The organism is Streptomyces manipurensis, assembly GCF_049570255.1.
GTDB lineage: Bacteria > Actinomycetota > Actinomycetes > Streptomycetales > Streptomycetaceae > Streptomyces > Streptomyces manipurensis.
This window is the reverse complement of the sequence record NZ_CP186950.1, coordinates 719,780-741,172: the sequence shown is the minus strand read 5'-3', so window position 1 is coordinate 741,172 and position 21,393 is coordinate 719,780. Positions and strand designations below refer to the sequence as shown.

Here is a 21,393-nt window from a genome sequence, read left to right as displayed (position 1 = left end):
CCCATCGGGCCAGTCTCGCCGCGCACACGCCTCCCCGGCCACCGGATTACGGCCCCGCCGGCGCGGGCCCGCCACGCTCACCGCGGAGGCTCCACCTCCAGGAACCGGCGCCCGCGCGGCCCCCGGTACATCAGGCACACCCAGCCCAGGCCCTCCAGCACGGCCGCACAGGCGGCGAGCCCCTCCTGCTCCTCCCCGGCCGCACCACCGCCCGGCGGACCCTGCCAGGTCACCTCCGCCCGGCCCGGGTCCGCACCCGCCGCCACCCGGTACCCCGTACGCGTCCGGCGCCCGTCCGTACCCACGGCCGACGGGGTGATCCCCGCCGCCTCCAGGGCCAGGGCCACCGCGCGCGGGAGCTGCCGGAGCTCCCACGGCGCCGGGACCGACACCCCGGCCGGGCCGTTGACCAGCCGGCGGATCTGCAACAGGCCCTCGTGGGCGGTGCGCAGCTCGGCCGCGCGCACCTCGGCCGCGGGCCGGCCGGAGGGCCCGGCGGGCTCCTCCGGGCCGTCGCCGGTCGCCGGCTCGAAGCCCCGGTTCTGAGCCGTCATCACCCATCACCACCCGCACGCCGCGCCGAACTGAGTACGTCGTGCCCAACGGCCTGAGTACCCGCCCCGATTCCCCGGAGCGCCGGAGCCGGTCGAATGGGGGCATGACTTCCGACGCCCGGGGCACCGCGACCGCCCGCCCGCGCATGCAGCACGTGACCACCGCCGGTTCGGCGCTCGCCGTGGCCCTGGTCCCGCTCGTGGTCGGCGTCCTGTTCGCCAAGGCGATGGCCGCCGACCCGATGACCCCGGTCAACGCCCTCATCGCGGGCGGCGGTCAGCGGGCGGCCCTCCCGCGCGGCGAGTGGAAGCGGCGCGGGCACACCACCCTGCACCGGCTGCGCACGGCCCGTCGCGACACGGTCCGCCGGTGCGCCCGCGCCCGCCGCCCCGTCAGCCCGAGGTGACCAGGGGCTCCTGGAGCTCGGTCACCCACTGCTCGGGGTCCTCGGGGCAGGCGAGGGTCAGCTCGCGGGTGTAGCCGGCCGAGCGGTGGCCGTGCGCGTCGATCCACCGCGCGAGGGCCTGCGCGGTGGGCAGTACGCCGTCCATCGCACCGCGGTGCACGACGGTCGCCGCCCGTTCCACGGCCGGCAGCGTGACGATCCGCACCGCGCCGCCGAGGTCCTCCTCGCGGACCGAGGCCGCCACCGGCAGCCCGGCGTGGACCAGGACCGCGGCCTCGTGTTCCGCGCCCGGCGCGTCCTCGTAGTGGGAGACGCTGGGACCGCACGGAGCGACCCCCGCCTCCTCCAGCCGGCGGCACAGCTCGTCGTAGAGCGGGGCGATCACCTCCGAGACGTCCCCGGGTTCGAAGCTCGCGGCCGTTGCGGTCAGACGGGCGAGCCGGACGGGCGGAAGACTCTTGACGACGATGTCGTCGGCAGGCATGGATCCCTCGTTCTCGATGGTCCGGAGCCTCGCCTCGACCTGCACCAGCCGGGCCGCGGCAGCGGCCACGGCGGCCTCCAGCTCGGCCTGCCGCAGTCGCAGCATGCCGCGCAGCTCCTCCACCGCCACCTTCTCGCCGAGGACGGTTCCCACCTGTTCCAGGCTGAAGCCGAGTTCCTTGAGCGCGATGACACGGTTGAGTCGGGCGAGCTGCCCCGCCTCGTAGTAGCGGTAGCCGGTGAACGGGTCGACACGCGCCGGGCGCAGCAGTCCGAGCGCGTCGTAGTGACGCAGCATGCGGACCGACACCCGGCCGTGCTTGGCGAAGTCTCCGATGGTGAACATGACGGGCTCCACTACAAGGTCTGACACAGGGAGAGGGTCAAGCATCGCACCTCGGTGGGGAGGGGAGACGGGGAGAGGGGCGCGGATCAGTGCCCGTACTGCCGCAGGCACAGGTCGACGATCGACGGCGGGACGACCCCCGCTCCGTCGGCCGCCGCGCACATCTCGTCCATCCGGGCGGGCGGGGCCGGCGGGCGGCGCGGATGTCCGCCGGCCGGCCCGGCCGCGCGGGTGTGCCGTGGGTGCGGCACGGCCTTCTCGCGGGCGCGCCGCGGGGCGGGGTCCGGGGCCGGGCGGTCCACTGCCGCGGCGCTGCCGGACGCCGGGCCCCGGCCCGGTTCCGGCACGGGTGTCCCGCGCGGCTCCCCGACGGCCGCCGGGGGCAGTTGCCCCAGGGGCAGGGCGGTCCCCGCAGAGGGGTCCTCGGGTGCGCCCAGGGGCGGTACGGACCCGTGCGCGGGCACCGGAGCCGGATCCCGGGGGCCGACGGACACACAGCCCGCGCTCGCGAGGAGCGCGACGAGGGAGAGGGGCAGGGGCACGGCCCGGCGTAACTGCATCCGACCACCTTGCCGCACGCCGGGCCGTCCCGGGTTCCCCTCCTCACGCGTCCGGGTGACGGTGGGTGACACCGGCGCCGGCGGGCGGCCGGTGCGCAGGGCGTCGGCGTGGCCCACCGCCCACCACGCCCGCAGAGCGGACGAAACGTGTCGGACCGGACGGAAGGCTTGACCCCGCCGCCGGGGGCGGCAAGAGTGCGCCCGATCAGGAACCACTGCTGGAGCCGCACCCCGGAGTTGCCTCGGATGTCCATATCGGTCCGCACACCGCTCGCGCCGGTCCCGGGCGGCGGCTTCCCGCTGCCCGGTACGCACGAGGTCCCCGGGACGCACCCCGGCCAGGGTCCCACCACCCGGCGGCGCGGAGCCTGACCGGCCGGGCGGGGGCCGGCACCGCACCGCCGCGCCGGCCCCCGCTCCCGCCGGGACTGCCATGTCCCAGAACCACGAACCGAGTCGGCCCGTCCCCCAGGACGCCCCGCTCGTCCGCCCGTACGTCTCCGCCCCGCCCCCGGCTCCGCCCGCGCGGCCGGTTCCCGCCTGGCCGCAGGCGGGGCCGCTCGCCTTCCCCGGACCCGCGGCCGGCGCCGACGGCCCTCCCGCCGCCCCGCCGTCCGCCGACTCGCCGACCGCCCCGCAGCGGCCGCGCGAAGCGGACCGTTCCCCCGCGCGGGGCCGTCGCGGCCGCCGGGCGGCGCTCGCCGCCGCCGTCCTCGGGTCGGCGCTGGTCGGCGTCCTGCTGCTCCTGCCGGACGACGCGCAGCCGGAGCCCTCCCGCGCCGGGCCGCCCGCCGAACTGTCCGTGCCGGCCCTGCCCGCCCGCAGCCCGGACGAGAGCCCCGCGGCGACGGCCGGGAGCCCCGCCCCCCGGCCGGCTCCGGACCGGCCCCAGGCGTCACCGTCGGCGGGTGCCACCCGGGACCCGAGGCCGTCGGCCGAGGCGGCCGCGCCCACCGCCGGCCCGTCGGCCGACCGCGAGACCCTGCGCATGGGGGACTCCGGCCCGGAGGTGCGGGCCCTGCAGCAGATGCTGTACGGCCAGGGGTTCACCTACGTCTCGGTGACCGGGATCTACGACGGCCAGACCAAGCGCGGGGTCGGCCAGCTCCAGCGCGACCGTTCCATCAAGGGCGACCCGCAGGGCGTCTACGGCCCGGCCACCCGCGCGGCGATGGAGTGACGGCGACGGGTGACGGCTGCCGCCGCGGGGGCTTGGTACCGGCGGTCAGCGGCCTCCCGCGACCCGCAGGACCGTCCCGGTCGTGTACGACGCGTCCGGGGACAGCAGCCAGGCGATCGCGGCGGCGATCTCCTCGGGCCGCCCGGGCCGCCGGAGCGGGGTCGCGGCCCCGATCCGGGCCGGCCGGCCCGGATCGCCCATCGCGGCGTGCATGTCGGTCTCGATGGTGCCGGGCGCCACGGCGTTGACCCGGATCCCGTCCGGGCCCAGTTCCTTGGACAGGCCCACCGTCAGCGCGTCCGTGGCCGCCTTGGTCGCCGCGTAGTGCACGTACTCGTCGGGGCTGCCCACGGTCGCGGCGGCGGAGGACACGTTCACGATCGCCCCGCCGCCGGACGCGGCCATGTCCCGGGCGGCCCGGCGGCAGCAGAGCAGGTATCCGAGGAGGTTCACCTCGACCACGCGCCGCAGGTCCTCGGTCCGGGCGTCGACGAGCCGGCCGAGCGGCCCCGTCACCCCCGCGTTGTTCACCAGGCCCGTCACCACGCCGAGTTCGGCTCCGGCGATGTCGAAGAGCCGCTCGACGGCGCACTCCTCGGAGAGGTCTCCGCGCACGGGCACGCAGCGGGCACCGGCGGCCCGCACCCGCTCCGCCACGGCCTCGGCCGAGGCGTCGTCGCGGGCGTAGGCCATCACCAGGTCGTGCCCGTCCTCCGCGAGCCGCAGACAGGTCGCCGCCCCGATCCCCCTGCTGCCCCCGGTGACGACGGTGACCGGACGACGTGACATATGAGCCTCCAGAGCGACGTGGAGCGGCAGGCTAACACCGTGATAATTGCTGGACCAGCGGAAATGGCGGAACGGAGAGTGGTCTCGCCGGCGTGCCCCATCACCAGCCGCCGGCCTTGTACCTGACGAACCGTTGGAGCCGAACATGTCGACCTTGCGCGTCACCGCAGAACAACTGACCGTCCACGAGCACCCGAACGCCGACGCCCTGGAGCTCGCCCAGGTCGGCCTCTACCGGGCCGTCATCGCCAAGGGTGCCTACCGCAGCGGTGACTTCGCGCTCTACATACCCGAACAGGCCGTCCTGCCCGCCGACCTCATCGAGGAACTGGGCCTCACCGGACGGCTCGCGGGCGGCTCCGCCGACCGGGTCAAGGCGGTCCGGCTGCGCGGCGAGCTCTCCCAGGGACTGGTGTGCAGCCCGCGCGCCCTCGCGGACGTCGACCTCGCCCGGGCGGCCGAGGAGGGCACGGACTTCGCGGAGCTGCTGGGCATCACCAAATGGGCGCCGCCCATACCGACGAATATGAGCGGTGACGTAGAGGCGGCCGCCGATCTGATGCCGTGGGTCGACATCGAGAACCTCCAGCGCTACCCGCAGATCTTCGAGCCCGGCGAGCAGGTCGTCCTCACGGAGAAGCTCCACGGCACCGCCTCACTGTTCACGTACGTGGTCGACGGCGGCCGGTGCATCGTCTCCTCCAAGGGCTTCGGGTCCAAGGGCCTGGCGCTCAAGGAGGACGAGCGCAACCTCTACTGGCGGGCCGTGCGCGGCCACGGCGTACCGGAGGTCGCGGCCGCCCTCGCCGAGCGGCTGGGCGCCTCCAGGGTCGGCATCTTCGGCGAGGTGTACGGGGCGGGCGTCCAGGACCTGGGGTACGGGACCGACGTGCGGACCGCGGACACCCCGCCCGGATACGCCGTCTTCGACGTCTCCGCCGAGATCGACGGACAGGTCCGCTGGCTGGACCCGGCGGCCGTCCTGACCGGGGGCGAACTGCCGCTCGTCCCGAAGCTGTACGAGGGCCCCTACGACCTCGACACGGTGCTGGAGCACGCCACCGGCCGGGAGACGGTCTCCGGGCGGGCCGTGCACCTGCGGGAGGGCGTGGTCATCCGGCCGGCCGCGGAGCGCTACAGCCCGGTCGTCGGCGGCCGCGCCATCGCCAAGGCCGTCAGCCCCGCCTACCTGACCCGCAAGGGCGGTACGGAGTACGAGTGACCGACGGGCCGGCCGGCGCCGAGCCCCCCACCCGGGACCGCGGCGCCCGCGGCGCCCCGACCGGCCGTACCGCCGACGGCGTGGTGGGATGGGCCGGGGCGGGGACCACCACACACGGAGAGGTCGGTACATGTCCCAGGCGGGCCGGAGCGGTCGGGAAACCATGCGGGCGATGGCGTACGAGACGTACGGCGGGACGGAGGTGCTTTCCGAGATCCGCCTCCCGATGCCGAAGGTCGGGCCCGGCGAGGTCCTGGTCCGCGTCAGGTGCGCCGCGGTGAACCCCGTCGACTGGAAGATCATGGCCGGGGGCCTGGACCCCCTCATGGACGTCGTCTTCCCGGTGATCCCGGGCTGGGACGTCTCCGGGACCGTGGAGCGGGTCGGCATCGACTGTCCCGAGTACGCCGAGGGCGACGAGGTCATGGCCTACGCCCGCAAGGACTACGTGCACGGCGGGACCTTCGCCGAGTTCGTCACCGTGCCGGTCCGCGCCCTCGCGCACAAGCCGGCCTCGCTCGACTGGGCGCAGGCGGCCGGCCTTCCGCTCGCCGGGCTCACCGCCTACCAGCTCCTGACCCGCCTGCGCACCGGCGAGGCCGACACCGTGCTCATCCACGGCGCCGCGGGCGGCGTCGGCTCCTTCGGGGTCCAGATCGCCCGCGCGCTGGGCGCCCGGGTCATCGGCACGGCCTCCCCGCGCAACCACGACCGCGTACGCGAACTGGGCGGCGAGCCCGTCGAGTACGGCGACGGCCTCGCGGACCGGGTCCGCGCCCTCGTGCCGGACGGGCCGACCGTCGTGGCCGACTTCGTCGGCGGCGTCGGAGCGGTCACCCGGGAGGTCCTCCACGACGACGGCCGGCACGCCTCCATCGCGGACCCCAGCGTCCTCGGGTCCGGCGGCGAGTGGATCTGGGTCCGGCCCGTCGCCGAAGACCTCGCCGAGCTGGCCCGGCTCGCCGACAGCGGCCGGCTGACGGTCCCCGTCGCCAGGACCTTCCCGCTGTCGGAGCTCCCGGCCGCCTTCGAGCTCAGCCAGGGCGGCCACACCCCGGGCAAGATCGTCATCGAGGTCTGACCGGCTGCCGGCCTCCCGCTGTTCGCGGGCCCCGGCCTCCGGCCTCCGGTTTCAGACCAGGTCCGGCACCTCACCGCCCGCGGCCCACGACACCTCCACCCCGTGCAGGCCGGCCCGCCAGCGGGCGGTCACCGCGGCCACCGCCGCCGCGTCCGGCGGCGCCGCTCCCAGCCCGATCGCGTAGCGCTCGCGCCCCGGTCCGCTCCCGAAGGGCCGGGGCCAGGCGTGCGCGTCGGTGACCCCGGCCTCCTCCAGCGCTCCCAGCAGTGCCCGCAGCCGCCCGCGCACCCGTCCCCGCAGCTCCTCGAACCCGGCCTCGCGGCCGTCCCGTACCGTCACCACCACCCACGCGGAGTGCCGGCGGTGCAGCGGTGGCGCGACCGGATCCGGGACGCCCCGCCCGGGAGCGTCCTCCAGCCCCTCCAGCAGCTCCCAGGCCGCGTACAGTTCCTGCACCAGCAGGTCGCGCAGGCCCGCCGACACCTGGCCCGAGCAACTGCGCACCGGCTCCGACGGGGTGAGCACCACCACCGGCTCCGCCCCCGCCGCCGGGGCCGCCCCGACGAGTGTCACCGGGTCGCGCCAGTCCCAGGCGGCCCACCTGCCGAAGAACTCCCGCAGCAGCTCCACCGGCGGCAGCGGCCCCACCTCACGGACCGTCCGCGCGGCGAGGACCGACCAGGCGAGCCCGGGCAGCCCCCCGAACGGCGCCGCGTCCAGCCCGCGGGCCCGCGCCCACGCCTTCACCCACCGTGCCAGGGCCGCGAACGCCGCATGGTCCGCGCCCACGGCCTCCCGTACGGCGTCGGCGTCGCTCACCGCACTCAGGGCCACGGCGGCGGCCCCGCCCAGCGCAGCCCGCCGGGCCACCGCTCCTGCCGGATCCGCCTCCCCGGCGGCGACCAGCACCAGGTCCACCGACAGCTCCCCGACCCGGAACCGCAGGCCCGGCACCCGGGCGCCGGTGACCTCGCGCATCCGTGCCGCCTCCGGCAGCGCCGAGGCCAGCCGGCGGCGCACCTCGCCGGTGTCCGGGTCGCCGGGCAGCACGGCCACCAGGTCCAGATCGGCGCCCGGCAGGGCGCAGCCCATGCGGCGCGAGCCGGCCAGGTGCACCCGCGCGCCGTCGAGGGCCTCCCGCACCCGCGCCGTCACCGACGCGGCGGCGGCGTCCGCAGCGGCTGCGGTGTCCGCGGTGTCGGTGGTGTCCGTGGTGTCGGTGGTGTCCGTGGTGTCCGTCGGGCACTCCGTGCCGGGAGGGCCCGGCCGCCGCCCGGACTCCTCCACCCAGCGCACCTCACCCGTGCCCAGCGCCACCGTGGCCCGGACCCGCATCGGGCCGTCCCCGCGGCGTGAGAGCACGGCGAGCTCCCCGACCCGCACGGTCGGCACGGCCGCGATCCGCTCCGCGAAGGCCTGGACCGCCCGCTGCGGATCACCGCTGCGGCCCAGCGTCAGATGCGGGGTGTAGCCCTCGTCGCGCCCGCGGCACCCGGGGAAGGGCTCCACCAGCGTGCTGCGGAGCTCCTGCCACGGCGCCTCGCCGGCTGCCGCCGGATCCAGCCACACCGTGGCGTCCTCACGGTGGCCGAAGGCGTGCACCCCCTCCAGCCGGGCGTCGAACGGCGCGGTCCGCGCGGCCGCTTCCGCCAGCAGCGGCAGCGCCTCCGGGAAGGCGGACTCCGGCACGAAGCCGAAGAGCAGGTTCACGTGCGCGGGCCAGCGGCCGGCCTGCGGGTCGTGCGCCCGGCGCAGTTCGTCCACCGCGGCGGGGAGTCCCGGGGGCAGCCAGGCCACGGCCGTCCGCGCCGTGGCGGGCAGGTCGAGCCGGGTCGGCGCGTCACCGGACGCCCCGAACTCCACCGTGGCCTCCACCCCGAAGTGGTCGGAGACGAACAGCCCGCCCTCGGCCGGCGCGTCCCCGCGCAGCGCCGCCCGGGTCACCCGGGCCGCCGTGGCGCCGAGCAGGATCCGGTCCAGCCGGGACGCCCGGCCGGTCAGCGAGCCGACCGCGGCCAGCGGGTTGTGCACCGGGTCGAAGGTCGGTGTGGCGTCCGACGCCCCGTGCGCCTCGCACCAGGCGTCCCGCATCCCGAGGGCGACGGCGGGCCCCGCGGCGCCGTGCCGGCCGTCGTTGAAGTCGCCGAGCAGCGCCACCGCCGCCCCGACACCGCCCAGCCCCTCGGCGAGCCCGCCCAGTTCGGCCTCCCTCCGGGCGGCGCCGTCCTGCGCGTGGTCGCTGGTCAGGTGGGTCGCGGCGACGACCAGCGGGCCGGTGGCCGTGTCCACCGTCACGGCGCTGACCGCCTTGTGCGGGCCGAGCGCGTGCAGGCCCGCCTCGCGCACCGGCAGCCGGCTCAGCACCAGCAGCCCGTACTCGGCCACGTCGCGGCAGCCCGGGTCCGTGCCGAGGGTGTAGCCCTCCCGCACCCACGGCTGCGCCAACAGCAGCGTGAGCAGCTGCGGTTCGACCTCCTGGAGGGCGATGACGTCGGCGTCCGCGGCGGCCAGGTCCGCCAGCAGGAGCGGCCTGCGTCGGCCGGTGGCGATGAGCGGCGCGTCGTAGCGGTCCCAGAGGGTGTTCCAGGTGAGCATCCGGACCGCGTCCGCGCCCGCACCGGTACGCGGGCCCGGCCGTGCCGGGCGCCAGGCGCCGCCGCCCGACGCGTCCCAGGCGTACGGGGTCCGTGCGGTGAAGAAGGGGGCCCGCAGCAGCCGCGCGTCGCGGACCCGGCCGGCGGAGGTGGCGTCGATCCGGTCGACGCCGGTGGTCCGGTCCCACACGAGCTCGCCGTCGGCCTCGACGAACAGCACCCGGTGCCAGGGGATGTCGCCGCCGGGGACGAAGGACGGCAGCGGCACCCGCTTGGGCGCCGCCCCGCGCTGCAGCAGCCCGAGGACGAACCGCGCCGGATCGAAGCGGGGGTCCCAGCGGACCTGGTGGTAGAGCTGCTCACTGGTGCGCATCGGAAGCCCCGAGGGTGCCGGGCGCGCGGAGCACGTCGGTCACGGCGGCCGCGCCGAGGGAGCCCGCGGTGTCCTCGACCGTGCCGGCCGGGCCGACGTACCAGGTGCGGTGCGTCCCGCCCGCGTACGGCGGGCCGAAGCGGTGCAGCTGCGAGGTCAGCACCCGTTCCGGTACGGGATGGGTGCGCACGGCGTTGCGCCGTCGCAGTTCGGGCTCGTCGACCAGCACGACGACGTCCGTGACCAGGGCGTCGCGGCGGCGCGCGACCGCACCGGCGGGTTCGCGCTGCCGGCCGGTGAGCGAGGTCGCGTCCCACACCACGGTGCCGCCCGCGCGCAGGGCGGCCTCCAGCCGGTGCAGCCCTTCCGCCACCACCTCCGCGTTGGCCCGCTGGTCGGCCCGGGACCCCCGGGCGCCGCGCAGGTCGTCGAGGCTGACGCAGGTGGACACACCGGGCAGGTCCCGGCCGAAGGTGCTCTTGCCGCTGCCCGAGGGACCGCACAGCCGCACCAGCCGGGGAAACGATCCGTCACGCCACTGCCAGCTCGCGGCCACCGCCTCCTCCACCAGGCCGTCGCCCGCGAGCGGGCCGCACCCGCCCACGCGACCCCGCCCGACCGCGCGCCGCACCTCGGCCCAGCACCGGTCCGCGGCGTCCGCGCCCAGCCCGGCCAGGGCCTCCCGCAGCCCGGTCCGCAAGGGCCCCAGCGGATCGGGGCCGAACAGTCCCGCCTCCTCGGCACAGAGCGCGGACCACTCCACGCACTCCCGCTCGGTCGCACCCTCGGCGAATGCCCCCGCGAGCGCGTGCAGCACCCCGAGGTCCGCCGCGGCCGCCATCCGCACCAGCCCGGCACGCCGCTCCTCGTCGGGGAACTCCCGCGTCAGGTACGGGTACAGGCCCACCAGGTCAGCGACCTGCCGGGCGAGCCGCATCCCGGCCGGTCCGGCCGCGAGGCGGGCCATGACCCGGGCCCGCGGAGCGCGGTGCAGCAGGGCCGCCAGCACACCCGCGAGCCGGGCGTCCCCGGTCCGGCCCGATCCGTCGATCAGGGCCGTCACCTCGGACACCTCCTCCGCCACCGCGTCGGCGCCGGGGCCCTCGCCGGTGACCGGCGCCCCCGGCAGCAGGTCCGCGCCCACGGCGGCGGACAGCGCCGCGACGTCCGGCCCGGCCCCCGAGCGGACCGCCCACAACGGGGCCGCCGCACCGAGGCCGTTGGGCACGACCTCGGCGAACATCCAGTGCGTGTCCGTCCGTACGTGTCCCGCGCGCACCCACTTCGCCACGCGGGAGCCGAAGTCCGCCCGGGTGAAACCGTCCGTCGTCCGGACGACGTACCCCTCCTGCCTGCCGGTGTCGAGCCGCAGCCCGCGCAGCGTGCGCTCGTCGAAGCGGCCGCGCCACAGCACGCGCGGCACGGGCACCCCGAGGCCGTGCAGGAAGCGCACGGTCCGGTCCCAGTCCAGGCAGTTCTCCCCGTCCCACACCGAGAACCCGTAGAACCAGCTGTCCAGGTCCTCGTAGGGGATCGAGTGCCGGGCGTGGAGGTTCTCCCCGCACACCCGCCACCCGGCCGGGATCCCGGGGCCGATGCGGCCCTGGAGGGCCTTGACCCAGGCCCGGGACGGATGGTGGCCGGAGTCCAGGGAACGGGCGTGCAGACCGTCCGCGTACAGGGTGGTGTTCTCCCCGTCGAGCTTCTCGGTCACCACCACCTCGCGGCCGGCGAGGCCTGCCGGCCCGGTGCTCCGGACGTCGTCCACCGAGGCCCCCGGGGACCAGGGAAGGTGCGGCGTACGGGGGTAGGAGGTGCGCATGGTCCGCTCCGGGTCGACGACGGCGTGCCCGGTCACTGTAGGTATCGGCGCGTCGCCCCCTCCACCCATTTCAGCGGCAGAGCGCGACGATCTCCGGCGCCACCGTGCCCTTCGCCGCCCGGCACAGGGGACCCATGTCGTACGAACGCCCTGGCACCGGAGCGGACTTCGGCCGGGCCGCCGGACGGCCGGCGGTTCCCGTGCGCGCTGCGGTGCGTTTCTTCCCCGCCGCCTTCGCGGTCCGTACGGGTTGGGCCGCGGCGGGGGTGCGCGGCCGCTCCGCCCGCCGGGAGGGGACCGGCCGGTGCGGCGCCGCCGCCGGTAGGGGCACGGCGGCCGCCTCCGCGGCGGGCGGTGGCGCGGAGGCGGGCAGCGAACCCAGGGGCAGCGCGGCAGGGGCCGCGGTCGCCGGTGCGGTACGGGCCGCCGCGGGCGCCGGACGGGGTGCCTCCGGCGCGGGCCCGGGACGCACCGTCACGCATCCGGCCGCCAGGGTGAGGGCGGCGAGGGTCAGGGGCAGGGCCCGGCGCAGCTGCATCCGCCCAGCCTGCCGCACCACCGGGGCACCGGCCGAACCCCCTCACACGGTCGGGTGATACGGACCGGCGTCCGCCGGCCGCGGGGCGGCCCGTTTGGCCCGGGGCGGGCACGTAGGCGATGCTCCCCCCATGTTTTCGACAGTGCAGAACGTGGCGGTCGACTGCGCCGACGCCTACGCGTTGGCCCGGTTCTGGAGCGGGGTGACGGGCCGTCCGCTGGATCCGGAGGCGCGCCCAGGGGACCGGGAGGTCCAGGTCCCGCTCGGGGAGGGCCCCGTGCTCCACTTCAACGAGGTGCCCGAGGCGAAGACCGTCAAGAACCGGATCCACCTGTGCCTGCGCCCCGACACCTCCCGCGACCCGGAGGTGGACCGGCTGCTGGGCCTCGGCGCCTCCTTCGTCGCCGACCACCGGGAGCCCGACGGCGCGGGATGGGTCGTCCTCGCCGATCCCGAGGGCAACGAATTCTGCGTACTGCGCAGCGAGTCCGACCGCCGGGGACCCCACGGGTGATGCGGGGCGGGCCTCAGGCCCGGACCCGGCCCCGCGCCGCCACCCGTAGCACGTGCTCCACCGGGCCGCGGCGCAGCGGGCTGTCGGCCCACACCCGCTGCCAGGCCCAGGTGAGGGCCAGCGCGGTGGCACTGAAGACGATCCAGGCGGACCAGGACGCCGCCCCGTGGGCCGGCCCTGCCAGCACCAGGGCGTGCACCACGTACGCGCTGAGCGCCATCGCCCCCAGGACGGTCAGCGGACGCAGCAGGCGGGCCCCGGCCCCCTTGCGGGCGGCGAGCGCGCACAGGCCGATCAGCGCGCAGCCCACCCCGGCGTTGCCCAGGGTCTCGAGCGGCGTCTGGCTGTAGGGGTCGGCCACCAGCAGCCAGTACCAGGAGGTGCTGGGGACGGCGCCGAACTGGCTCCGCAGCACCTCCTGGACCGGATCGACGGCGGCCAGCGCCTCCGGGTGGTGCACCGCTATCGTCTCCAGCAGCCGCTGCCGTACGCCGAAGACGTGGGTCGCGAGCCAGGCCGATCCGTACCCGGCGAGCGCCGCCGCCGTGCCCCACAGGGCCATCCGCAGGGCCACCGCCTTCTCCCGCACGTCGCCCAGACGGGCCAGGGCCATGCCGGCCAGGACGTAGGGGAGGTAGGTCGCCACCGGGTACGCCCCGGTGAGCAGCAGCTCGCACAGCACCTCGCCGAGCCCCGACCAGCTGGTCAGGTCCGCGGCCTCCGGGACCAGACCGCGCCCGGAGGACTCGTAGCCGAAGACCGGGCCCAGCAGGAAGGACAGCACCGGCCCGGCGGCCACCGACAGGCCCGCGACGGCCGCGAGCGCCGGTGCGGACAGCCGGGCGAAGGGCTCCGCCGCCAGGAAGTACACGGCGAAGAACGCCAGGATGACCAGGATCCCGGGCCACAACGACGCCAGGCACAGGCCGAGTACGGCCAGCAGGGCGCTGCGGATCAGCAGCGGACGCCACCGCGCCGCCCAGCCGGTGGGCTGCAGCGCCGGGTCGACGCCGCGCTGGGCGAGGACGATGGAGTAGCCGGCGAGGAGGGTGAACAGCGCCGGAGCGCGTCCGTCGGCCGCGACGAGCAGGTAGCCGGCGCCCTCGGGCTGCGGGCCGGGACCCACGTGCACCGCGAACATGCCGAGCACGGCGATGCCGCGCACGGCGTCCACCCCGGCGAGCCTGCCTCCGCCCGTGGCCCGGGCCTCGTTCCCGGTTCCGCCTCCCGCGCCGTCGCTTCCGCCGCTGCCCTTCCGGTCCTCGCCGGCCGCGCCTGCGGCGGCCCGGCCCGCTGCCGTTCCCGCCCGCGGGGGCCCGCCCGCCGCCGCCGTGTCCGTTCCCGCCCCTGCCACCGTTCCCGCTCCCGTGGTTGCCACCGCCGCGACGTCCGTCGCCGCCCCCGCGTGTCCCGTACCGCTCACGCCTCGCACGTCACCTTGTCACGCGGCGTGTAACGGGTCTTCATCGTCTCCCGCTTGACCTCGCGGCCGCCCTGCTGGAAAACCCGGTCGACGGCCACGTCGAAGCCGACCAGCGGGGTCTGCGGCTCGCACTTCGGGCCCTTGCCGGAGCGCTCGGCGGGTTGCACGACGTTCGTCCGCGGGCCGTGGTCGGCGCGTATCGCCTCGTACTTCTTCGTGCCGAGGAAGGTGATGGTGACGGAGGTGTCCGTGGCCTCCGCCTTGATGTAGAGGGCCTTGCCGGAGTCGTTGGTGAAGCGCAGGTCGAGGCTGCCCCAGGCCACGGTGGCCTCCCGGCCCTCCGGATAGCGCTCGATGTAGAAGGAGTGGGCGCCGTACTCGACGGGCTTGACCCCGGCGAAGAACACGGCGTTGAAGACGGTGGTGGCCACCGCGGACACCCCGCCGCCCGAAGCCTTCTCGTACTGGCCGTTGTTGATGATGAGCCCGTCCACGAAGCCGTTCTCCTTGGTGCGTTCACCGACGGTGCGGTTGAAGCTCCAGGTCTCGTCGGGCAGCACCAGCGAGCCGTCGATCAGCTCCGCGGCCCGCCCGATGTTGGTCGTGCGGTAGGCGGCCCGCTCGAACCCGACGGTGAACGAGGACACCTCCTCCTTGATCCCTAGCCGGTCGACGGTCTCGCGCGACAGCCGGGGAGCGGCCGCCTCGGTGGCCAGCTCGCCCGTGCGCGCGGCGGCGTTCCCACCGGTCAGGAGCGGCAACAGGGCCGTGCTCAGGGCCTGTTCGGAGACCTTCCGGCCCGCCTTGCCCTCCTCCGCGACCGTGACCCTGCCGGAAGCGTCCAGCCGCAGCCCGGCCTCGACCGGTGGCGGGACCGCCTGCCGCAGCGGCCCCGCCACCGCCGGATCGGCCAGCAGCGCCGCCGCGTCGACCCCGGGGACGAGCCGGCCCCGGCCGTCGTCCTTCAGGCTCAGGTGCTTCGACAGGATCGCGGGGGAGAGGGGCAGGCGCTTCCCGGACACCGTGAGGGTGACCGGCGCGGACAGGGCCGGCTCGGCGAACTCGCGCAGGGCCCGCTCCGTTTCCTCCCGGCCGACCTTCGGCTCGGTCCGCCGGACGGGCAGGGTGACCGGCTCGCCGCCCGCACGGAGATAGCCGGCGCGCAGGGCGTCCAGCGCGCCGTCCACGTCCACACCGGTCCCGGTGACCGGAGTCACGGCACGGGCCTTGCCCTTCTCGAAGAGCACGGAGCCCTCTCGCACGGGGGTGGCGGTGGACTTCGCCAGGGCGTCGAGGGAGCCGCGCGCGGCCCGCTCGTCGAGGCGGACCGCGGGCCGTACCTCCGGGTCGCCGGAGGTGAAGAGACGGCGGATCACGGTGAACGGGGCCGAGCCCGAGGGGGCCGCCCGCTCGACCGTCGCCGCGCTGTCCAGGGACAGGCCGAGGGCCGCGGGGGAGGCCCGTTCGGTGCGCTCGCCGATGCGCAGCGCGAGCGAGGCCGACGCGGCCGGACCGAGCTCGCGGTCCAGGGTCCGGGCGGCCTCCGCCCGGCCCATCCCGCCTATGGGGACACCGCGGACCTTCGTGCCCGGCGCGACCTCGTCGCCCGTCAGGAGGAGCCCGGCTGCGTACAGTCCGCCGAAGCCGACGGCCGCGGCGCCCGCGGCCAGGCCCCCGATCCGGGCCGCCGTCCGCCGCTTCGCGCCGTCCGGCCGGGTGCTCCTGTGGGAGGCGCGTCGCATGTGGGGGTCTCTCCTCGGTGCGCTCGCAGACGTGGTCGCGGTGCGGCGCTGTGACGTGGGGGGAAGCTGGTCGGACCGGCGGGGTCAAGCCCGCCGGTCCGCGTCCGCACGCTACCAAGGACGGCATAACCAGGTAATAAGGAGGTATAGGAGTGGCAAAGCCCGGGAGTCGCCTTCGGCGGCGGAGCGCCGTAACCCCTGGGACCCGGCCGCAGTTGCACAGCCGGCGGGTCCACCCAGGGCGAACGGAGTCCGATGCCGCAGCTGACCGACCACGGCGAGACCGACACGACCGGCACGACCGACCTGACGGAGACGACCGGCACGACCGACCTGCCGGGGGTCACCGACGCGTCCGGGACCGCCGCCGCGGCGGACGGCACCGGCCGCGCGCCCGCGTGCTCCGTCCGGCCCGACCCGGCCGACCGGACCGTCCCGGTGGGCCGCACCGGTGACGAGGCCGGCAGCCGGGGCGCGGGGACGTGGATGACCCCCGAGGAGTACGGCGCCTCGCGCGCCGCCGTCTGGACGGCCGCCGTCGTCCTCGTCACCGACACCGACGGCCGGGTCCTCGTCCAGAGCGTCGACTACCGGGCCGACCGGCTGCTTCCCGGCGGTGCCGTGGACGTGGGCGAGGCGCCGTCCGCGGCGGCCGCGCGCGAACTGCGCGAGGAACTCGGGGTCGACGGCCGATGGCCGCGCGGCCTCGCCGTGGACTGGATCGCGGCCGAAACCCCCGGATTCCCGCCGGAGATGCGCTTCCCCGGCGAGATCCTGCACGTCTACGACGGCGGCACCTGGTGCCCCGACCGCATCGCGGCCGTCCGCCTCCCGGACCAGGAGATCACCGGAATCGACTTCGCCGAACCGGCCGACCTGCCCGCCCTGATGGACCCCGGCGACGCCCGGCGCACCCTCTCCGCGCTGCGCGCCCGCATCAACGGCTGCGGCACCGCACTCCTGGAGGGCGGCCGCCCCACCGCGCCGACCGCCCTCGACCGGCTCGGCGTACTCCGCACCCGCCGGACCCCGCAGCACGGCACCTGGCACCGCGGGCCGGTCCCCGGGCACCTGCCCGTCCGGGACCGTTGCGCCTGGCTGTTCGCCCCGGACGGCCGGGTCCTGCTGCTGATCGACCGGGACACCGGCGCGGCCCTGCTGCCGCTCCCCGGGGCGGGGCCCGTGGGCGCCGAGCCCGTCGCACTCGGCCACCGCCGCACGGACGAGGACGTCCACGTCCGGACCGCGGCCCGGCTCACCGGCCTGCCGCCGGCCCGGGACCCGGCGTACGCCCGCCTGCTGGCCACCCCCGAGCAGGTCCGCGAGCTGAACGACTGGGGGCGGGCGGGCGAGGACGAACTCGCGTCCGTCCACGAGGCCCGCTCCGCGCTGGGGCTGCCCGTCCCCGAGCGGACGCCGCCCGTGGAGCTTCCCGAGCAGGGACTGTGCTGGTGACGCACCGGCAGGTCCGGGGCCGTCCGCGGGCGGCTGCCATCGCCGTGGCGGCGAAATCCGGCCCGAGCGGTCCGCGGTCCCGCAGCATGGGGCCATGAGCGACAGCGCGATCACGTACACCCTCTACATCCAGGCCGATCCCTCGAGGGTCTGGCAGGCACTCACCGATCCGGCGTTCACCCGCCGGTACTGGGGCCTGAGCTTCGAGACCGACTGGGCCGTGGGATCGGCGATGGACTGGGTCGAGCGCGGGGCCCGCACCAGCGACCCCGCGCAGGTGGTCCTGGGGTGCGTCCCGGACCGCCTCCTCTCCTACACCTGGCACACCTTCACGCCGCAGTGGGCGGCCGCGGTGGGCATCGGCGAGGAACTGCGGGCGGAGCTCGCGCGGGCACCCCGCACGAAGGTGACGTACGAGATCGAACCGGTGGGCGACGTCCTCGCCCGACTCACCGTCCGGCACGAGGGGTTCGAGCCGGGCGGCACCCTCATCGGCATGTGCGGTCAGGCCTGGCCCCTGCTCGCGTCGAGCCTCAAGACGCTGCTGGAGACCGGCGCCCCGCTGCCCGAACCGGACGGGACCCCCCCGAGCTGACGGCGCCGGGCGGGGCGGCGCACGGCCCTCCCGGCGTGTGCCGCCGCCCGCCGCCCACCCGCCCGAACGGAGATCCTGGGCTGGGAACATCGTGCCGAACGCGCCCACGCCTGCACCGGTGACCCCACCGGCCCGCCTCCGTGCGCGAGTTCACCGCGGCGGTGGCCGCCCGGACCGGCAGCGCGCCTCCGCGCACGTGCCGTCCGAGCCGGGACGGCACCCTGACCACCGCCGTCCGGCGCGGATCGTGTGGAATGGTGCCATGCGCAGAGGGAAGCAGAATCGGTTCGCCCGGGGCGGGCGCGGGCCGCTCACGGTCAGGCCGGCCGCCGCCGGCCGCGCCGCGTCCTCCGTCGGCCGCGCCCGGCCCGAGTCGGCCGGCGCCGGGCCGGTCCGGGAGGTGACCGGACGGTGAACGCCCTGGAAGACCCCTCCGCGGCGGGTCCCGACCCCGACGAGCCGCCCGAGCACTGGCGCTACGCCCGCCACCTGGAAGCCCTGGCGCAGGCACCCGACGGCAGCGCCGAGGCGCGGGCCGTGGCCGGTGTGCTGCGCGATCCCGACCGGGTGATGGCCGAGGCCGCCGTGGTCACCCACCTCGACCGCCGCGCGCTGCGCCTCCTCGAGGACGAGGACTTCGCCGCGTGGGCCGTGGCCATGGCCGCCGAGATCGCGGGCCGGCCCTTCCCCGAGCGCAGGCTGAGGGAGTGGGCCCTGCTCAAGGCCATCACCAACGGCGAGCCCTGGTCCGCCGGGGCGCTGACCGGCGCGACCGACTGGTGCCAGCGCACCGCGGCGCGGACCCTCACCTCGTGCGAGGCGCTGAACGTGCTCGCCGAGGGCGCCCGGACACGCCGGGTCCGCAACGAGGCCGCCCAGCGCCTGCGAGGCCGTACCCCGGCCTGAGACCGGGCACACCACACCTCCTGCCCGCACCCAGGCCTGTGTGCTCCGGGGCCTGCGTGGCCCTGCCACGGCGAGCCCGCACCGGTCTCGCCGGCCCGGGTGGGCGTGGTGCTGCGGTCGGTCGTGTTGCGGGTGTGCTGTCGCGAGCCCGCACCGGTCTCGCTGACTCGGGTGGGCGTGGTGTGTCCGGGGTGCCGCGGTCGGTCCTGGGCGGCCCGGCGCGCGTACGGGACCGGCGCCGCGGTGCGAGGCCTGCGGCGGTCCACCGGCCGGTCCGCCCGCCTGCGGACCCGTGTTGGTGGCCTGCCGATGCGCCGCAGCGGTACGGCCCCCTTCGCGGTCCGGGCGCGCTCCGGGCGGTGTCCGCCCCGCCCGACCCCGCGAGGCCCCTCACCTCGCCGCGTTGTCGGGCCTCCCGGGCACGTCCGGTGCGCGGGCCGACGCAGGCCGTGCGCGGCACGGCGCCGGACGCCACCGGGCGGGCGGCGGCTCCGGGCGGCCGACCCCCTAGGCTGACCGGGTGACCAGCCCCCAGCTCGCCCGTGCCCACGCCTTCATGGCGGCCTTCGCCCGGCGCCAGGCCGCCCGGACCGTCGAACTGCCCGGCGGGTTCGCCGCGTACGACGACGCGTACGCGCACTCCCGCGCCAACAACCACGTCGTCATCGAGGCCGCCGTGGACCCCGAGACGGTCCCCGCCCTCGCCGACGAGGCACTCGCGCGCTTCCCCCACCGGCTGGTGTCCGTCCTCGACGAGGACACGGCGCGCGCCTGCGCCGAGCCGCTCGTCCGCGCCGGCTACACCCACTCCGCGTACCTGGTGATGCTGCACACCGGGCCGGTTCCGGACGCCGGAGCCGCGGGGGAGGTGGACCTCGACGCGCTGCGGGACCCGCTGACACGGCGCTGGCGGGGCATCCTGCCCGAGGTCGACGCGGAGGTCGTCCGCCACCTCGTCGACCGGCGCGCGGCCCGCCACCGCGGGGCGGACGTCGTACGGTTCATCGGCTCCCGTGCCGAGGACGGCGAGGTCGCCTCGTGGGCCGACCTCTACCTCGACCCGGCGACCGGTACGGCCCAGATCGAGGACCTGATGACCGCGGAGGCGCACTTCCGGAAGGGCCACGCCGACGAGGTCCTCGCCACCGCGCTGCGCACGGCCGCGGACCACGGCTGCGGTACGTGCTTCCTGACGGCCGACGCTGCGGACTGGCCGCGCCACTGGTACGAGCGGCGCGGCTTCACCGTCATCGGCCGTACGCACGCCTTCGAGCGCGGCTGAGCCGCCCGCCCGAGGGCCCGGCGCGCACCGCCCTCAGATGCCGCGGCGCACCCGGGCCGCGCGGCGGGCTTCGGCCTGCTGCCGGGCCTCCAGCGTCTTGCGGGACTCCTTGCCCCGGCCCGGCCGGCCCGGCCGGGTGCCCATGCCGCGGAACCCGAGCTCCGTACCGGACGGCCGGCCCTGGGCGTCGGCCGGCGCGGCCCCGGCGAGCGGGACGCCGGGGGCGGCCTTCGCGCCGGTGATCCGGCTGAGGGCGGCCTCGCCCGAGCGCACCTGGGTGATCGTCGGACGGATCCGGGCGTCGGCCATCAGCCGCACCATGTCGCGGCGCTGGTTCGGGGTGACCAGTGTGACGACCTTCCCGGACTCGCCGGCGCGGGCGGTGCGCCCGCCCCGGTGCAGGTAGTCCTTGTGGTCGGCGGGCGGGTCGACGTTGACGACGAGGTCGAGGTCGTCGACGTGGATGCCGCGCGCCGCCACGTTGGTCGCGACGAGGACCTTCAGCTCGCCGCTCTTGAACTGCGCCAGGGTGCGCGTGCGCTGGTGCTGGGCCTTGCCGCTGTGCAGCCCCTCGGCCCGTACGCCCATGGCGCGCAGGTGCTTCACGAACTGGTCGACGCCGTGCTTGGTGTCGAGGAACATCAGGACCCGCTTGTCGCGGGCGGCGATCTCGGTCGCCGCCGAGACCTTGTCGGCCGCGTGGATGTGCAGCACGTGGTGGTCCATGGTGGTCACGGCGCCCGCCTGCGGGTCGACCGAGTGCGAGACCGGGTCCTTGAGGTAGCTCCGCACCAGCTGGTCGACGTTGCGGTCCAGGGTCGCCGAGAACAGCATCCGCTGCCCCGCGTGGTGCACCTGGTCGAGGATCTCCGTGACCTGCGGCATGAAGCCCATGTCGCACATCTGGTCCGCCTCGTCGAGCACGGTGATCCGGACCCGCTCCAGGTGCACGTCCCGCCGGCCCACCAGGTCGCTGAGCCGGCCCGGCGTGGCCACCACGACCTCGGCGCCGGTGCGCAGGGCGCTCACCTGGCGTCCGATGGACAGACCGCCGACGACGGTGGCCATGCGCAGCCGCAGAGCCGCCGCGTACGGTTCCAGCGCCTCGGTCACCTGCTGCGCCAGTTCGCGCGTCGGTACGAGGACCAGCGCGAGCGGCCGCTTCGGATCGGCCGTCCGGCCCGCCGTCCGGGCCAGCAGGGCCAGGCCGAAGGCGAGGGTCTTGCCGGAACCGGTCCTGCCGCGGCCGAGGACGTCCCGGCCCGCGAGGGCGTTGGGAAGCGTCGCCGCCTGGATCGGGAACGGCTTCGTCACCGAGAGGGAGGCCAGGGTCTCCGCCAGCTCCACGGGCAGGTCGAGCTCGGAGAACGACTCCACCGGCGGCAGGGCCGGCGACTTCGGCTCGGGCATCGCGAACTCACCCTGCGGCCCGGTGCTCCGGGGGGCCTTGGCCGGGGTCCTGGACCCGGGCCGGGCGGCGCCCTTCACACCGAAGCGTCCATGAGCTGACGGGTTCCTCATGCAGGG

At 76.4% G+C, this 21,393-nt stretch carries 20 protein-coding genes; 10 read left to right on the top strand and 10 right to left on the bottom strand.

Annotated elements, in window-relative coordinates; all coding sequences use genetic code 11:
* Window positions 1–77: 77 nt before the first annotated feature.
* Window positions 78–554, bottom strand: coding sequence for a hypothetical protein (locus ACPU2J_RS03620; RefSeq protein WP_423832731.1), 477 nt, complete (start codon window positions 552–554; stop codon window positions 78–80).
* Between the two features lie 104 nt (window positions 555–658).
* Between ACPU2J_RS03620 and ACPU2J_RS03615 the strand changes: the two genes are divergently transcribed.
* Window positions 659–961: a hypothetical protein gene (locus ACPU2J_RS03615; RefSeq protein ID WP_365073063.1), complete on the top strand. Its 303-nt coding sequence runs from the start codon at window positions 659–661 to the stop codon at window positions 959–961.
* Here the strand turns inward: ACPU2J_RS03615 and ACPU2J_RS03610 are convergent.
* Together ACPU2J_RS03610 and ACPU2J_RS03605 are read right to left on the bottom strand one after the other, a co-directional pair.
* Entirely contained in the window at window positions 948–1,790 is an 843-nt protein-coding gene (locus ACPU2J_RS03610; RefSeq protein WP_420081762.1) for a MerR family transcriptional regulator, read from the bottom strand. The two genes, ACPU2J_RS03615 and ACPU2J_RS03610, sit on opposite strands and share 14 nt — an antisense overlap.
* Before the next feature lie 86 nt (window positions 1,791–1,876).
* Entirely contained in the window at window positions 1,877–2,350 is a 474-nt protein-coding gene (locus ACPU2J_RS03605) for a hypothetical protein (protein WP_423832730.1), read from the bottom strand.
* A gap of 246 nt (window positions 2,351–2,596) precedes the next feature.
* Here ACPU2J_RS03605 and ACPU2J_RS03600 point away from each other — a divergent pair, with 246 nt between their 5' ends.
* Together ACPU2J_RS03600 and ACPU2J_RS03595 are read left to right on the top strand one after the other, a co-directional pair.
* Complete coding sequence (locus ACPU2J_RS03600; protein WP_423832729.1) at window positions 2,597–2,722, top strand: hypothetical protein; 126 nt, start codon at window positions 2,597–2,599, stop codon at window positions 2,720–2,722.
* Between the two features lie 61 nt (window positions 2,723–2,783).
* Window positions 2,784–3,530 carry a peptidoglycan-binding domain-containing protein gene (locus ACPU2J_RS03595; protein WP_423832728.1) on the top strand — a complete coding sequence of 249 codons (747 nt, stop codon included), beginning with the start codon at window positions 2,784–2,786 and terminating at the stop codon, window positions 3,528–3,530.
* Window positions 3,531–3,575: 45 nt separating this feature from the next.
* Here the strand turns inward: ACPU2J_RS03595 and ACPU2J_RS03590 are convergent, their stop codons facing one another.
* On the bottom strand, window positions 3,576–4,319 hold the full coding sequence (locus ACPU2J_RS03590) for an SDR family NAD(P)-dependent oxidoreductase (protein ID WP_423832727.1): 744 nt from the start codon (window positions 4,317–4,319) through the stop codon (window positions 3,576–3,578).
* A 145-nt stretch (window positions 4,320–4,464) separates the two neighbouring features.
* Here ACPU2J_RS03590 and ACPU2J_RS03585 point away from each other — a divergent pair, with 145 nt between their 5' ends.
* Entirely contained in the window at window positions 4,465–5,541 is a 1,077-nt protein-coding gene (locus ACPU2J_RS03585) for an RNA ligase (ATP) (protein ID WP_423832726.1), read from the top strand.
* Between the two features lie 163 nt (window positions 5,542–5,704).
* Window positions 5,705–6,622 carry an NADP-dependent oxidoreductase gene (locus tag ACPU2J_RS03580; RefSeq protein WP_361598232.1) on the top strand — a complete coding sequence of 306 codons (918 nt, stop codon included), beginning with the start codon at window positions 5,705–5,707 and terminating at the stop codon, window positions 6,620–6,622.
* 51 nt (window positions 6,623–6,673) lie between these two features.
* Here the strand turns inward: ACPU2J_RS03580 and ACPU2J_RS03575 are convergent, their stop codons facing one another.
* From ACPU2J_RS03575 to ACPU2J_RS03565, 3 genes are all read right to left on the bottom strand, one after another.
* The gene (locus tag ACPU2J_RS03575) at window positions 6,674–9,589 is read right to left on the bottom strand and encodes a poly(A) polymerase (protein WP_423832725.1); all 2,916 of its coding nucleotides are present in this window, start codon (window positions 9,587–9,589) and stop codon (window positions 6,674–6,676) included.
* Complete coding sequence (locus tag ACPU2J_RS03570; protein ID WP_423834925.1) at window positions 9,576–11,411, bottom strand: RNA ligase family protein; 1,836 nt, start codon at window positions 11,409–11,411, stop codon at window positions 9,576–9,578. Before ACPU2J_RS03570 ends, ACPU2J_RS03575 begins: the two co-directional genes overlap by 14 nt.
* Window positions 11,412–11,481: 70 nt before the next feature.
* Window positions 11,482–11,949, bottom strand: a complete 468-nt coding sequence (locus ACPU2J_RS03565; protein ID WP_423832724.1) for a hypothetical protein — start codon at window positions 11,947–11,949, stop codon at window positions 11,482–11,484.
* A 130-nt stretch (window positions 11,950–12,079) separates the two neighbouring features.
* Between ACPU2J_RS03565 and ACPU2J_RS03560 the strand changes: the two genes are divergently transcribed.
* Window positions 12,080–12,463, top strand: a complete 384-nt coding sequence (locus tag ACPU2J_RS03560; RefSeq protein ID WP_420081770.1) for a VOC family protein — start codon at window positions 12,080–12,082, stop codon at window positions 12,461–12,463.
* A gap of 13 nt (window positions 12,464–12,476) precedes the next feature.
* Here the strand turns inward: ACPU2J_RS03560 and ACPU2J_RS03555 are convergent, their stop codons facing one another.
* On the bottom strand, window positions 12,477–13,886 hold the full coding sequence (locus ACPU2J_RS03555; protein ID WP_423832723.1) for a DUF418 domain-containing protein: 1,410 nt from the start codon (window positions 13,884–13,886) through the stop codon (window positions 12,477–12,479).
* Window positions 13,883–15,628: a VanW family protein gene (locus ACPU2J_RS03550; RefSeq protein ID WP_420081772.1), complete on the bottom strand. Its 1,746-nt coding sequence runs from the start codon at window positions 15,626–15,628 to the stop codon at window positions 13,883–13,885. Before ACPU2J_RS03550 ends, ACPU2J_RS03555 begins: the two co-directional genes overlap by 4 nt.
* 255 nt (window positions 15,629–15,883) lie before the next feature.
* Here ACPU2J_RS03550 and ACPU2J_RS03545 point away from each other — a divergent pair, with 255 nt between their 5' ends.
* The 4 genes from ACPU2J_RS03545 to ACPU2J_RS03530 all read left to right on the top strand — a co-directional run bounded on the left by ACPU2J_RS03545 (window position 15,884) and on the right by ACPU2J_RS03530 (window position 19,866).
* Window positions 15,884–17,083, top strand: a complete 1,200-nt coding sequence (locus tag ACPU2J_RS03545; RefSeq protein WP_420081773.1) for an NUDIX domain-containing protein — start codon at window positions 15,884–15,886, stop codon at window positions 17,081–17,083.
* Window positions 17,084–17,177: 94 nt separating this feature from the next.
* Window positions 17,178–17,678 carry an SRPBCC family protein gene (locus tag ACPU2J_RS03540; RefSeq protein WP_361598211.1) on the top strand — a complete coding sequence of 167 codons (501 nt, stop codon included), beginning with the start codon at window positions 17,178–17,180 and terminating at the stop codon, window positions 17,676–17,678.
* Between the two features lie 411 nt (window positions 17,679–18,089).
* On the top strand, window positions 18,090–18,584 hold the full coding sequence (locus ACPU2J_RS03535) for a hypothetical protein (RefSeq protein ID WP_420081774.1): 495 nt from the start codon (window positions 18,090–18,092) through the stop codon (window positions 18,582–18,584).
* A 556-nt stretch (window positions 18,585–19,140) separates the two neighbouring features.
* Complete coding sequence (locus tag ACPU2J_RS03530; protein WP_420082510.1) at window positions 19,141–19,866, top strand: GNAT family N-acetyltransferase; 726 nt, start codon at window positions 19,141–19,143, stop codon at window positions 19,864–19,866.
* Window positions 19,867–19,899: 33 nt separating this feature from the next.
* Here the strand turns inward: ACPU2J_RS03530 and ACPU2J_RS03525 are convergent, their stop codons facing one another.
* A complete protein-coding gene (locus tag ACPU2J_RS03525) occupies window positions 19,900–21,387 on the bottom strand; it encodes a DEAD/DEAH box helicase (RefSeq protein ID WP_423832722.1) in 1,488 nt (495 codons plus the stop codon).
* Window positions 21,388–21,393: the final 6 nt, after the last annotated feature.